Source organism: Arthrobacter sp. alpha11c (genome assembly GCF_054149985.1).
Map to the genome: position 1 here is coordinate 890,987 of NZ_CP196747.1, position 13,688 is coordinate 904,674.

Annotated in this window: 11 protein-coding genes; 7 read left to right on the forward strand and 4 right to left on the reverse strand. The window is 62.6% G+C overall.

Features of this window, described 5'->3' with window-relative positions; translation table 11 throughout:
* The gene (pdxR, locus tag ACTAQJ_RS04140; protein ID WP_498700912.1) at nt 1-1,398 is read left to right on the forward strand and encodes a MocR-like pyridoxine biosynthesis transcription factor PdxR; all 1,398 of its coding nucleotides are present in this window, start codon (nt 1-3) and stop codon (nt 1,396-1,398) included.
* A 54-nt stretch (nt 1,399-1,452) separates the two neighbouring features.
* Here the strand turns inward: pdxR and ACTAQJ_RS04145 are convergent, their stop codons facing one another.
* The gene (locus ACTAQJ_RS04145; protein ID WP_498700916.1) at nt 1,453-3,201 is read right to left on the reverse strand and encodes a pyruvate dehydrogenase; all 1,749 of its coding nucleotides are present in this window, start codon (nt 3,199-3,201) and stop codon (nt 1,453-1,455) included.
* A 103-nt stretch (nt 3,202-3,304) separates the two neighbouring features.
* On the opposite strand from ACTAQJ_RS04145, the gene ligD reads away from it, so the two are divergent.
* The gene (gene ligD, locus ACTAQJ_RS04150) at nt 3,305-4,549 is read left to right on the forward strand and encodes a non-homologous end-joining DNA ligase (RefSeq protein WP_431115124.1); all 1,245 of its coding nucleotides are present in this window, start codon (nt 3,305-3,307) and stop codon (nt 4,547-4,549) included.
* Here ligD and ACTAQJ_RS04155 read toward each other — a convergent pair whose 3' ends face one another.
* The 3 genes from ACTAQJ_RS04155 to ACTAQJ_RS04165 form a co-directional block, all read right to left on the reverse strand.
* Complete coding sequence (locus ACTAQJ_RS04155) at nt 4,550-5,161, reverse strand: dihydrofolate reductase family protein (protein WP_431115123.1); 612 nt, start codon at nt 5,159-5,161, stop codon at nt 4,550-4,552.
* 124 nt (nt 5,162-5,285) lie between these two features.
* Complete coding sequence (locus tag ACTAQJ_RS04160; RefSeq protein ID WP_498700920.1) at nt 5,286-7,001, reverse strand: thiamine pyrophosphate-binding protein; 1,716 nt, start codon at nt 6,999-7,001, stop codon at nt 5,286-5,288.
* Entirely contained in the window at nt 6,998-7,810 is an 813-nt protein-coding gene (locus ACTAQJ_RS04165; RefSeq protein ID WP_477513279.1) for a cyclase family protein, read from the reverse strand. The genes ACTAQJ_RS04160 and ACTAQJ_RS04165 overlap by 4 nt, the downstream gene beginning before the upstream one ends.
* Nucleotides 7,811-8,150: 340 nt before the next feature.
* Between ACTAQJ_RS04165 and ACTAQJ_RS04170 the strand changes: the two genes are divergently transcribed.
* Genes ACTAQJ_RS04170 through ACTAQJ_RS04190 form a run of 5 tightly spaced genes read left to right on the forward strand, consistent with a single transcriptional unit; the run spans nt 8,151 to nt 13,630 of the window.
* Nucleotides 8,151-9,479, forward strand: coding sequence for an MFS transporter (locus ACTAQJ_RS04170; protein WP_498700922.1), 1,329 nt, complete (start codon nt 8,151-8,153; stop codon nt 9,477-9,479).
* Between the two features lie 49 nt (nt 9,480-9,528).
* Nucleotides 9,529-10,668 (forward strand): thiolase family protein, encoded by a 1,140-nt coding sequence (locus ACTAQJ_RS04175; protein ID WP_498700924.1) that lies wholly within the window; start codon nt 9,529-9,531, stop codon nt 10,666-10,668.
* Entirely contained in the window at nt 10,665-10,982 is a 318-nt protein-coding gene (locus ACTAQJ_RS04180; RefSeq protein WP_498700926.1) for a zinc ribbon domain-containing protein, read from the forward strand. Before ACTAQJ_RS04175 ends, ACTAQJ_RS04180 begins: the two co-directional genes overlap by 4 nt.
* Nucleotides 10,979-12,595: an ATP-dependent acyl-CoA ligase gene (locus ACTAQJ_RS04185; RefSeq protein ID WP_498700928.1), complete on the forward strand. Its 1,617-nt coding sequence runs from the start codon at nt 10,979-10,981 to the stop codon at nt 12,593-12,595. The genes ACTAQJ_RS04180 and ACTAQJ_RS04185 overlap by 4 nt, the downstream gene beginning before the upstream one ends.
* A 60-nt stretch (nt 12,596-12,655) precedes the next feature.
* Nucleotides 12,656-13,630 carry a LysR substrate-binding domain-containing protein gene (locus tag ACTAQJ_RS04190; RefSeq protein ID WP_431115116.1) on the forward strand — a complete coding sequence of 325 codons (975 nt, stop codon included), beginning with the start codon at nt 12,656-12,658 and terminating at the stop codon, nt 13,628-13,630.
* The last annotated feature ends 58 nt before the right edge of the window (nt 13,631-13,688 follow it).

Consider the following 13,688-nt stretch of genomic DNA (forward strand, 5'->3'; position numbering starts at 1 on the left):
ATGAGCGAATCGGAAATACCCATCGAGCTCGACAGGAATAGTCCGACGTCCCTGTCCGCCCAAGTTGCAAGCCAGCTCCGTAGCGCCATCCTCAGCGGACTCCTCCAGCCTGAGCACACGCTCCCCGCCACCCGCCGGCTGGCCACGGACTTAGGGATATCCCGTGGCGTGGTGGTGCGGGCCTTCGAGCAGCTCTCCGGGGAAGGTTTCCTGGAAAGCAGCGGCACTGGTGGGACCAAAGTGGCTGTCCGGCCGGACATCCAACAGCGCCCGAACGAAGCGAAGGCGCATTCCAGCAGCCCTGCTATCGCCGAGGTGATTGACCTGACACCCGGCCGCCCCTCGGGATCGCCGTTCCAAGACAGGGAGTGGCGCAACGCGTGGAAAAGGGCCTTGGCGGAGCAAGGAAACACCCATCTGCCACCAGCCCTTGGAACGTTGGACCTTCGGGAAGCCGTGGCCGGTCACCTGGCGGTGTCGAGGGGTCTGGCCGTAGACCCGGAGGACGTCATCATTACGGCCGGCACCAGTGATGCGCTGCACCTGGTGGTGGCCATGCTTCGCGGCAAGCGGAACAATCCGCGCATCCTGGTTGAGGACCCGGGTTACCCCACGGCGCGACGCGTGATGAGCGCCGCTGGTGCCCAACTTCAGCTGCTTCCCGTGGACGAGGACGGCCTGAAGAGCTCCCAACTCGCCGGACTCAACGCCATTCCCGACGCCGTCCTCATCACCCCCAGCCACCAGTACCCCCTTGGGGGCAGGATGGCAGTCCAGGAACGGCTTGGCCTGCTGAAGTGGGCGGACCGCCATGGCGTGCTCGTGTTGGAGGACGACTACGACAGCGAATTTCGTCACAGCAGGATGCCCCTGCCTGCCGTCGCATCCCTACCGACAGCTGCCGACGTCGTACTTCTCGGAACGTTCTCAAAGAACCTGAGTCCTTGGCTGCGCTGCGGATATCTGGTGGTCCGGGGCGATGCCGGCCAACGCCTCAAGGCTGTACGTGAAGCCTTGGACACTCCGGTGGCCGGGGTCCTGCAGTCGGCCATCGCGTATTACCTACAGGGCGGCGGCCTGTCCCGGCACATTGCCCGTGCCCGGAGGGAATATTCGCACCGCCGGTCCCTGCTCATTGAGCGGTTGGGCTCGCGGACAGATGTGGAGCTTGGGGCCCTCGACGGCGGATTGCATGCAGTGATCCGCTTCGAACAGCCTGACGCGGCGGACCTGGCTGCAAAGGCACTGGAACAGGGCCTGCGGGTGATTCCCCTGGCCGGATATTACGCCGAGCGCCCACCTGTGAACGGCTTGGTCATGGGGTATGGCGCAGTGTCCGACCTCCAACTGTCCAAAGCCCTCACTATCCTTGGTGCCCTGCTCGACGAGCATCCGTAAGCCAGCGGATTTTGCCTGCTATCGGTTTGAAGCTGTTGCAGGCAAAGACTCCTCTCAGCGCCGCGGAATATTGCGCAGGTTGCTCCGGGCCATGCTCACAGCTTCACCGGCTCCGCGGTTCAAGACCACTTTGGACATCGCGGTCGCGAAACCAATGACTTGTTGCCCGGAAATCTTCGGCGGGATGGACAGCGCATTCGGATCAGTGATGAGTTCCACCAGCGAAGGACCCGGGTGGGCGAACGCTTCCCGATACGCTTCCTCGATATTCGCGGGATCTGTCACCCGGACAGCATGGAAGCCCAAGGCCTTCGCAACGGCGGCGTAGTTTGCGTCAGGAACGTCGACGCCGAAATCGGGCAGCCCGTCCACCAACATTTCGAGCTTGACCATGCCCAGTGTTGAGTTGTTGAAGACCACGACGTTTACCGGCAGTTGATGTGCGGCCACGGTAATGAGCTCACCAAGCAGCATGGACAAGCCACCGTCGCCGGAGACTGAAACCACCTGGCGCCCGGGATAGGCCACCTGTGCACGGATGGCGTGCGGAAGGGCGTTGGCCATTGATCCGTGAAGGAAGGAGCCGATCAGCCGGCGCGTGCCCAGCGGGTTGATATAGCGAGCCGTCCAGACGTTGCACATTCCGGTATCCGCGGTGAAGATGGCGTCATCCGCCGCTACTTGGTCCAGCAGGGAAGCAGCATACTCAGGATGAATGGGCTGCTTCTTTTCGACCTTCCGTGTGTACGCGCCCACGGCCTTGTTCATCAGGCGGTCGTGCTTCTTCAGCATTTGGTCCAGGAATCGGCGGTTCTTCTTTGGATTCACCAAAGGCAGAAGGGCGGTCAGAGTAGGAAGGACCTCGCCATGAACGGCAATGTCGACGTCGGTCCTCCTCCCCAGCCGCTGCGCCGCTCGGTCAACCTGTGCCGTCCGGGTCTCCGGAAGGAACTGGTCGTAGGGAAAATCGGTACCAAGAAGGATCAGCAGATCGGCGTCCTCGATCCCCTCCGCTGCCGCACCGTAGCCGAGGAGGCCGGTCATGCCGATGTCGAACGGGTTATCGTACTGGACGAAGTCCTTGCCCCGCAGTGAGTGGCCAATCGGGGCGTTGACCAGTTCCGCCAAGGCAATGAGTTCGTCGTGGGCTCCCTGAACGCCCGCCCCCGCGAAAATGGCGACCTTTCCGGCGTCGTTGATGGCGTCAGCCAGTTCCTGGACGCTGGAAGGGTCCGGGATCAGGCGCGCGGGCCGAAACGTAGCGGGCAACGGCGTCGGCGCGGTGGCCTCAAGTCCGGCGATATCGCCGGGAAGAGTCACGACGGCGACTCCCCCAAGGGCTACAGCGTTCTGGATCGCGCTGTGCATCACGCGGGGCGCCTGCTCGGCCGTGCTGACCAGTTCCGAATACACCGAGCACTCAGTGAAGATCCGGTCAGGATGGGTTTCCTGGAAGAATCCGCTGCCGATCTGCTTGCTGGGGATGTGCGAAGCGATGGCAAGCACGGGCGCCCCAGTGCGGTTGGCGTCGTAGAGTCCGTTGATCAAATGGAGGTTGCCAGGACCACAGGAGCCGGCACAGACAGCAAGCTTCCCGGTCAGTTGCGCCTCGGCCGCTGCAGCAAAGGCGGCCGCTTCCTCGTGGCGGACATGGATCCAATCGATACCGCCTTTGGCCGAGCCTCCCGTTTGACGCACAGCGTCCACTATTGGATTGAGGCTGTCTCCGACGATTCCATATATACGCTGCACGCCGGCAGCCTGGAGTTGTTCGATGAGCTGGGTGGCAAGTTCCTTGGCCATAGTGTGCAGACTCCCGCGATTGTGGTGGTGGACTGACATGGTCAATATAGTCGTCCTCGCCCGTGGTCTGGCTGGGACCGCCGATCGTTGCTAGCGTGGCGGCATGAACCCGTCGAAGACTCCGGCAGAGATTCTGGATATAGGCGACGCCGAAGTTCGCGTCTCCAATCCGGACAAGGTGGTTTTCCCCGAACCCGGGCTAACGAAGCTGGATTTAGTCCGTTACTACCTTTCAGTTGCGGAGGGTGCGTTGCGGGGCGCCGGCGGCCGCCCCATGGTGCTCAAGCGCTTTCCCAAGGGCATCGACGCTGAGCCGTTCTTTCAGAAACGCGTTCCCGAAAACCATCCGGAGTTCATTGATACGGCGACGTTGCACTACTCATCGGGGACCTCAGCAGAAGAAACTGTCATCCGGGACGCTGCCGGTTTGGCGTGGGTGGTGAATCTTGGCTGCCTCGACCTGAACCCCCACCCCGTCCGTGCCGAGGATCTTGATCATCCCGATGAGCTCCGAATCGACCTCGATCCCATGCCCGGTGTGGATTGGTCGCAAATCGTCGACGTCGCCTATGTGGCGCGCGAGGTGCTTGACGACGTCGGGTTGGTGGGGTGGCCCAAGACGAGCGGGTCCCGGGGACTGCACATTTTGGTGCGAATCGCCCCGGAGTGGTCTTACAGCGAGCTGCGGCTCGCCGCAGAGACCCTTGCACGGGAGGTCGAGAACCGCGCCCCCGGGCTCGCCACGGCACGGTGGTGGAAGGAAGAACGCGGCGAGAGCGTCTTCGTCGACTTCAACCAGAATGCGAAGGACCGGACTGTTGCCTCGGCTTACTCCGTCCGGCCCCGGCCCGATGCCCGGGTTTCCACTCCCCTGACGTGGGCCGAGGTCACTTCCACGAGGCCCGAACAATTCACCGTCCGCTCCGTGCCCGAACGCTTCGCGGAGCTGGGCGATCCCCATGCTGGCATCGATGACGCCGTGGGGTCCCTTGAGCGCCTGCTGGCCTTGGCCAAGGAACTTGGTCCCGCCGAGAAGGCACCGCGCGCCGGTGACGGGTCAGGCCGCCGGGTCTCAACGATGCCACTCATTGAGGTGGCCCGCACTAAGACAAAGCCCGAAGCGGTGGCCGCCCTCGATGAATGGAAAGCCCGGCATGCTGACGTGGTGCCGGAGCTGCACCCGGCGGATGTACTCATCGACGGGATGCGCGGCTCGAGTTCGCTCTGGTACAGGGTCCGGGTGAACCTCCAACACATCCCCGAAGAAAAGCGCCCACCGCAGGAGGAGCTCATCGCCGACTACGACCCCTGGGCCGGCAAGGAATGGCCCGGCCGTCCAGGATCCTGACTACCCTTCTGCGATGTCAATGCCAGTAACCGGCACACCCGCGCGCTCGTAAGCAAGGGCCACCGCGCCCGTCGGGAACCCCTGCGGTGGTTGCGCGAACCGGAACGCTGCCGGCACACCGGCACCGTCGGGGAACAACTTCTTTCCCGCTCCAAGCGTGATGGGGTAGAGGAAGAGGTTCAGTCGATCAACGACGTCGGCCTTCAGCAAGGACCGCACCAGCTCGCCGCTGCCTATGACATGGATGTCCTCGAACCGATCCTTCAGGGCAGCCACTTCCGCCACCTCGGACAACGCCGTAGTGCCCGCCCATCCAGGGTCGGTCAGTGAACGGGAGACGACGAACTTCGGCAGGGCGTTGAACGTATCGGCAATCGGGTCATCGGCCCGGTTCGGCCAGTATCCCGCGAAGATGTCGTAGGTCTTGCGCCCCAAGAGCAGCGCATCCATGCGGTTGATTCCTGCGACGATCGCCTGGCCGGTTTCCTCATCGGAATAGGCCGCCTGCCAGCCGCCGAATTCGAAGCCGCCCTCACGGTCCTCATCAGGTCCACCCGGGCCTTGATACACGCCATCAAGGGTGATGAAAAGGTCGACGGAGAGGATTCCCATAATGTACTCCTTCGCATGGGAGGCAACCCGGATGCCGCCTCCAACCGTACGCCGATCGGGATGACCCGGAATCGACATCACTGCGAGCCAGACTAGCGACTCCGCCGTTCAGCCTCAATGGCCCTCAATGGCCCCTAAAGGCCTCGGCCAGCCACCACGCGCCACCATCGGAAGCGATCCGGGCGTCAATGACCAGCGGGATATTCCGAGGACCCGCAACCCACTCCTCCACCGGGGCCAGATCCGCCACGCACCGGACTGTTACGGTTGCAGCACCGTAGCCCGCGGCGATGGAGGCGATATCTGTGGTGGGGAATCGAACCACTTCCAGTTCTTCATCATCTGCATCGAAGTGATGGACCTCGGCGCCGTACGCGGAATCGTTGTAGACAATCACCGCCATGGGAATCCGCTCACGGACCAGCGTCTCCAATTCCGAAATGGCCATGAGGAAGCCACCATCGCCAGTGCCCAGGACCGGCACGCGTTCCGGTTGGGCTTTCGCCGCGCCGATCGCAGTGGACAACCCCAGCCCAATCGACTGAAAAGCCTGCGTGAAGCAAAAGCCATACTCATCAGGAACGGACAGGTAGGCGCTCGGGTACCCCATGAAATTGCCTGAATCAACGGAAACAATGCGATTGTCGGGCAGGATCCGGTCAAGCTCGCGGCTGAGCACCCGGGGATCGATGGTCCCCGCAGTGGACAGGTCTTCCGTGTCCACCGAGTTCCAGCGTGCGTGCAAAGCTATCCGGTCAGCCATCTGTGGGGTACGCAGACCAACCGCCTGGTGTCCGGCAGAACGCAGTTCATTGAGCACAGCAAGGGCTGTCTCGCTGCAATCCCCCAGTACGCCGAGATCGATGGGCCGGTTTGCCCCCAGTGCCGAGTCCTCGAGGTCCACTTGCACCACTTTTGTTGCCGGGCCAATGAGCGAACCATGGCGCATCGTCCACATGTTCAGCGCACAGCCCCACCCGACGATCAAGTCCGCTTCCCGCACAGTGTCCGCGGTGAACGGCGAGGAGAATCCACCGGAAATACCGAGGTTGAATGCGTCGCCGGTGAAGAGTCCGTGAGCGACTGCGGAGGTCGCCACGAGCGCGCCCGCGGTTTCGGCGAGGGCTGCGATGTCCGGTCCTGCCTCGCGGCCTCCACGGCCCGCCACAAATACGGGCTGCCTCGCACCTTTGATGAGTTCTGCCAGTTTGCTGACTGCCGCGGCTGAGGGCCTGGTCCGCTGCCGGGGTTCCAAAGGCTCCAAGAGGCCGATTTCTGCCGGCGCCTCTGCACTTTGGATGTCTGTCGGCAGGGAAAGGACCACAGTGCGGCGTTCGTTTACTGCCGTCCGGTAGGCGCGGAGGGTGTCTGCTACTGCGCTTTGCGGCGAGTGGACCCGCTCAGCCACTGCACCGACACTTCGGGCAAGTGCATCCTGATCGATGGTGAAGTTGGACCTGACGGCGGATGCAGCCGTGTCCGCGGTGAGGACGATCATGGGGGTTCGGCTTTTCGCGGCCTCGCCGATTCCTGTTACAGCGTTGGTCAGCCCGCAACCCTGATGCGTAGTGACGATTCCGACCTTCCCTGACATCCTCCCGTAGGCATCAGCCATGGTGGCGGCGCCCCCTTCGTGCCTTGCTGCGGTATAGGGCACTCCCGCCCGGCGCAGCGCGTTTGTCACCACGAAATTCCCGCTGCCCACCACTCCGAAGACGTGGCCGACGCCAAGCCGGGCGAGGGTGTTCCCCACGAGTTCGGCAACATTCCCAGAGCGGGACGCGGGGGCCAGCGCGGTGGAGTCCTCCTTGAGTACCGGGCTGCTGGTGGTGACGGTCATCGTGTTTCTCCTTCTTTGAGCGCGAACACGCGGGCTGGGCTTCCGGTTCCGCCATCTATTGGCAAGGGCGCAACGATGAGGGCTGCTCCGATTGGGGGCAGTTGGTCCAGGTTTTGCAATGAGGTGATTCCGTACTTGTCATTCCCCAGCAGGAAGTGATGGGCCGGAAACGGGGGTTCCTGTCCTCCGGCGGCCCCGGCATCGATGCCAACGGTTTCCACGCCAATGCCGGACAGCGCAGACTCCTCGGCAATCCATCGGGCGCATTCGACCGTGAGCCCGGGAGAATGTGGGCCGTGCTCGTCCTTGTTCAGGAAGCGCTGTCGGTCTTGGGAGCGCTTGTCCCACCCCGTTCGAATGAGGAGCCAGCCGCCGTCGGGCAGTGGTCCGTAGCTTTCCTCCCATCGGCGGATGTGGTGAAGGTCCAGGAGAAAGTCCGGGTCCGCAGTAGCCTCCTCGGTCACATCAAGGACGATGGCCGGGCCCACGAGCCGGGCGGGTTCGATCCGGGCGACGTCTTTGCCGTCACGCCCGGTGAACCAGTGCACGGGCGCGTCCAGATGGGTGCCTATGTGTTCGCCGGTGTGGATGTTGTGATGCTTCCAGAAGGGTCCGGCGCTGTTGTAGGCGGAGACCTCTTCGAGGCTGAAGTCAATGAGGTTTGCGAAGGGTTCCGGCAGTTCGAGAGTTGGAGTGTTGATCGAGAGCCTGGTGGTCAGGTCAATGACATCAATCCGGCCCGTGGCGAGCCCGGCAAGCACCTGGGCTACGCTGCCTTGGCGTACGTCAATATTGCTGCTGGTATCCATAAGAGTTCCTTGGGGATGGGTTCGCCGTCGATGAGGGCGTGGAGGGTCCCGTGGCGGTGCGCAACAGGACTTGTGGCTGCGACATTAGCAGGACATTCATACGCACCGGAACAGCGTTTTTGTGCAAATCGCAAGGGTTACCCGGAAAGGCATAGCCCCTGGCAAAACCGGCATTCGACGTTCCCCTGAGCCCGGGGGAAACTGAAATCAGCAGCTGTAACGCCCATCACAATTGACCGTTTCGATCATGAAGCGGACAACCTGATCGCAGAGTTTCAGCCATAACGATACGTCGAATTGGCCGGACGATTGCCAGAGCTTTTCGCACAAAGGAGCAACAATGTCCCATCCACAGCACACCTTGCCGGGACAACGTCCCGGCGTCCGTCGGTACGTTGTTGCCTCGCTCGTGGGCAATGCGCTGGAGTGGTATGACTTCTTCCTCTACGCCACTGCATCGGCAGTCGTCTTTGGTCGGTTGTTTTTCCCCTCCGACGTCGACCCCCTGGTTGGTACCATGGCCGCCTTCGCCGGTTTCGCCGTCGGGTTTGCAGCCCGTCCTCTGGGCGGCATCATTTTCGGACACATCGGCGACAGGCTGGGGCGCAAGCGCGCATTGGTCATGACGCTATCCATCATGGGAATCAGCACAGCCCTCATGGGCTTGCTGCCCACCTATGCGCAAGTAGGACTGTGGGCCCCTGCCTTGTTGATCCTGCTCAGGGTCGTCCAGGGCATCGCGGCCGGTGGTGAGTGGGGCGGAGGCGTCCTGCTGATCAGCGAGAACTCCTCCACTACCCGCAGGGGCATGCTCTCCGCCTTCAGCCAAGGAGGAATTTCGCTTGGTTTCGTATTGTCCTCGTTGGTCTTCTTCCTGGTCCAGTTGATGCCGGACACCCAGTTCCTGGCGTGGGGCTGGCGCGTCCCGTTCCTCCTGAGCGTGGTGCTGCTGGCAGTGGGTGCCTACATCCGCTTCCGGCTACCGGAAAGCAAGGAGTTCACCGCCGCCAGCCACAGCAAGCAACACCGCCTCCCCGTGCTTGCGGCCATCAAAACCCACCCCCGCGAAATCCTCGTCGCCATGGGACTTCGTGTGGCAGAGAACGGCGGCTCGTACATTTTCCTCTCCTTCTCCATCGCCTATGGAGTTCACGTGGGCGTGGACAAGGGCCTGCTGCTGATGGCAGTGGCAGTATCGATGCTTGTCTCATTTGGCACCTACATCTTCTTCGGCCATCTCTCAGACAGGATTGGACGGCGTCCTGTCTACGCCCTTGGTGCAGTTGGCATGGGCGCCATGGCTTTCCCGTTCTTTTCCATGATTGATTCCAACACTCCCGCCATCGTCATCCTGGCCTTCCTCCTGGGCAATGGTCTCTGCCACGGCGCAATGATTGGAACGCAACCGGCATTCTTCCACGAACTGTTCTCCGCCGAGGTCCGTTATTCCGCGATGGCGATCGCCCACGAGCTCGCAGCGGTCTTTGCCGGCGGATTCGCCCCGTTGATCGCCACAGCCTTGCTGCTGCAATACGGCTCCTCCATCCCGGTATCCCTTTATGTGATTGGCCTGGTCCTGGTCACGCTCATAGCACTCGTTTTCTCCCGCCATGGCGTCAAAGCCGACCAGAACGAACGGGCCGGCCACGAGGCAGAAGTTCTCTCGTAGGCACCTGAAAGTTCTTCTGCTCTGCTGTCGTCATTTAGAAAGGATGGCCATGACGGTCTCCATCATCGGGACTGGACAGTCCCCCTACACCCGGCACCCTTCAGCAGGGACAACGACGTCCCAGCTTATTGCCCGGGCTGTGAGCAAGGCATTGCATGATGCTGGCCTCCAAACCAGTGACGTGGATGGGTTTGCCGTATCCAGCTTCACGCTCGCACCCGATCACGCCATCGATCTGGCCTGGCGCATGGGCCTTCGACTCTCCTGGCTGATGCAGGACACGAACGGGGGCGCCAGCGCAGGCGGGATGCTCCAGCATGCCGTCCGTGCCATTGAAGCAGGCGACGCAAACGTCATCGTCCTGGCCGCAGGCGACCTCATGGACCAGGCCGCGTTCTCCCGTCTTGTTGCCAGTTACAACAAGGCGACTGAAGACCATCTGGCACCCCTGCCGATGAATGGACCGAATGCACTCTTTGCGATGCTCACTTCCCGCCAGATGGAGCGCCTCGGGCTCTGCCGTGAAGATTACGGCCGCATCGCAGTGGCGCAGCGCCAATGGGCCATGGATAACCCAGCTGCTGTCTACCGCAAATCGCTGAGCATGGACGAATACCTTAATGCCCCGATGGTTGCCACCCCCTTGGGCCGGTACGACTGTGTACCTCCCGTTACCGGGGCGGACGCCGTTGTCCTGGTGGCAGATCGGAGCAAGGGAACTCCCCGCGCCAAAGTGCTTTCCGTAAAGGCCTCGTACAACTCCGACCAACAGTCCGACGACGGCCTGGCAACGGGCCTGCAGGCCTGCGCAAGCAGCGGCTGGGAGCAGGCCGGGATCGGTCCGAGCGACATCGGCCTCGCCTGCGTCTATGACGACTACCCGGCCATGGTGGTGGCGCAATTGGCGGATCTGGGCCTACTTTCAGACCAGGACAACCCGGCCGACTTCCTCGAACACCGAATTGCCACGGGCCTGTTGCCGGTCAACACCTCCGGAGGCCAGCTTTCGGCCGGGCAGGCTGGGGCTGCGGGCGGAATGCACGGACTTGTTGAAGCCGCCGCCCAGCTGATGGGGCGGGCTGGGGCCCGCCAGGTCACGGCACGTCACGCAGTCGTCAGTGGTTACGGGATGGTCCTTTACCGTTACGGGGCTTGCGCCACGATGTCGGTGCTGGAGGCAGCCCAATGAGCGCCGCCATCCAAGCCTGCCTTGGATGCGGGAGCCTCCTCTTTCCGGCACGTCTCATCTGTCCCCGCTGCGGACAGGATGACTTTTCAACGGTCCAGGCCGAGCACGCAGACGTCCAGCAGACAACGCAACTGGCCGACGGCACGCTTCTGGCCACGTTGAGGATCCCGAACGGGCCTCATGTCATTGCCCGCGTGACCGGCGGCACAACAATGCCCGGTGAAAGCCTGCCGCTCACCAACAACCCAAACGCCGGCCCCGGCGTCCACGCCTTCATCCCTGTCCGCTCAAACGTAAATGAGAATCAGCCATGAACCCTCAGGTAACAGACCCAAACCTCCGTCCCTTGACCATCCCGGAAATGCTCCTTGAACGAGCCCGGAAAGCTCGTGCAACGCCTCTGTTCCGCTGCGGTGAAATTCGCCGGGACAGCCAGATGATGGCCGATGCCGCTGCCCGCGCCGGCGGGTTGTTGCGCAGTGCCGGGATCGAGGCTGGTCAAACAGTGGCCCTGATGTCCTCCAACAGGACAGAGCTGCTGGACTTCATCCTGGGCTGCGCATGGATCGGCGCCATCGCTGTCCCCGTGAACACAGCGAGCAGGGGCGAACAGTTGCGGCACGTCCTGACCAACTCCCGGCCGGCACTGATGGTAGCTGAAGCTGAACTGCTGCCACATATCGCCGCAGTTGGTCCCATACCGGACCTCCAGAAGGTGTGGGTACTTGATGGTCCGACGGCGGGCGTCACCACCGCTTTCGAGGTCACCCCCGCTTTTGAGGTTATGCCTGTCCCTGAACCCGTTCCCGGAGTGGAACCAGTGGAAGCAGGACCGGCAGACACGGCTGCCATCCTTTACACCTCCGGCACCACCGGGGTATCCAAGGGTGTGCTGTGCCCGCAAGGGCAGTTCTATTGGTGGGCCGAAAATATGTCAGACCAGCTGGGCCTGAGGCCCGATGACGTGCTCTACACCTGTTTGCCGCTCTTTCACACGAACGCCCTCAATGCCTTCATGCAGGCCGTCGCTTGCGGCGGTGAGTACGTACTCGGCCCACGGTTTTCGGCCTCGCGGTTCTGGGCAGATGCGTCCTCGGCGGGAGCGACGGTGACCTACCTTCTCGGCGCCATGGTTGGAATACTCGCTGGCAAGGAGCCGGGACCGGGTGATCGGAACCACCACATTCGCCTGGCCCTGTCCCCGGCCACACCTGCACGGCTGGTAGAACCCTTCCAGGAGCGGTTCGGAGTGCTCCTCCTGGATGGCTACGGATCCACCGAGACGAACTCGGTGATCGGGTCCACGCCCCATCAGTGGCGCCCAGGGTACGTTGGCCGGGTGCGGCCCGGATTCTCCATACGCGTTGTGGACGCCCACGGAGTGCCCGTTCCCAACGGGCAGCCGGGTGAGCTGCTCATCCGCAGTGACCAGCCCCATGCTCTGGCCACGGGTTACCATGCAATGCCTGAAGCGACAACGAAGGCGTGGCAGGATCTCTGGTTCCATTCCGGGGACAGGGTTGTCCTGGAAGAGGACGGGTGGGTTCGGTTTGTTGACCGGATTAAGGATGTCATCCGGCGCCGCGGGGAAAACATCTCCTCAGTGGAGGTTGAGCAGGTTCTGCGGCAGCATCCGGCCGTCCAGGAGGCTGCCGTGTACGCAGTGGATTCCGAACTCGGTGAAGATGAGGTGATGGCCGCACTGGTCCTCCGTGAGCCTGTGGATTTTGCCGAGTTGTGCCAGTTCTGTGTTCCCCGGCTCGCTTCCTTCGCCATCCCCCGCTTCCTGCGGGTGGTGGATGAACTGCCCCAGACCGAGAATGGCAAAGTGCGCAAGCAGGTGCTTAAAGCCGCTGGTAGGGAGGCAGCGCAGTGGGACAAGGATGTCGCCTCCCCGCGCCGGGCGGCTGCTGTTGCTGCCCGCTGATTGATCACGGCCCGCTGTCGGTGCAGCAGTCCGCAGGAGCAGGACCCGTAGGATGAAGACATGGACCTGCGGGCGCTGCTGACAACCCACGTAAAGCTGCGCCACCTTGTTATTGTGCTCACCGTCGCGGAGCAAGGCAGCCTTGTCCGGGCCGCCGAAGAACTCTATCTGACACAGCCGGCGTTGAGCCGGGCTTTACGGGAAGCCGAGCATGCCATCGGCGCGCCTCTTTTCGAGAGAACAGCGCGTGGGATGGTGCCTACGTTGGCCGGGGAGGCATGCCTTGAGCATGCAAAGGCGATCGTCGGCCATCTCAGCACTTTGCGGCGACGGGTGGACGAACTGGCCGATCCGGCGTCGGGCCTTGTCAAGGTGGGCGCGCATGTCACAGGGGCCAATCTCCTGTTGCCGCGGGCCGTTGCCCGGCTCACCGCCGAAAAGCCACGGGTGGAAGTTCGACTGCGCGAAGCACCTCCCGAAACGCTGATTCAGGAACTGGGCAACGGTGACCTGGACCTGTTGGTAGGGCGGGTTACCGACCATCCCAGTACTGCCCGGCTGCGGCTCGTCCCGCTGTATCGCGAGGACTTTCGCATCGTCGCCGCTCCGTGGCACCCCGCCCACGCCATGCCCGAAGTCTCCCTGCAGGACCTGGCAGATTTCCGATGGGTGGTACCACTTGCCAACACGCCGCTTCGGGATGAGCTCGAACAGAACTTCCGGAATGCTGGACTGGCCCCTCCTGCGCAACAGGTCGAATCCGGCGCTCCGGCCACCGTTCGTACGCTCGTGGTGGAGGCCGGGTTCCTGGCCCTCATGCCGGAGTCCATGGCCTTGGCTGAACCGGATGTAAAGATCCTCAGCCTTCATCTGAACGGGCTGGCTCAACAAGTGGGCCTGTTGCTCCATCCAGATAGGCCAATTGCCCCCAGTGCAGCACTCCTGGCAGAAAAGCTCAGGGAAGTCGGAGACGAGATGGCGCGCGAACTTGCCGAACGAGCGTTGCCTTCCTCCGACGCCCCCAGAGAAGGCTGAGCGAAGACCAGCGACAAGCCCCTGTTCATTGTCAACAATTGACGATACTGTTGTTGCA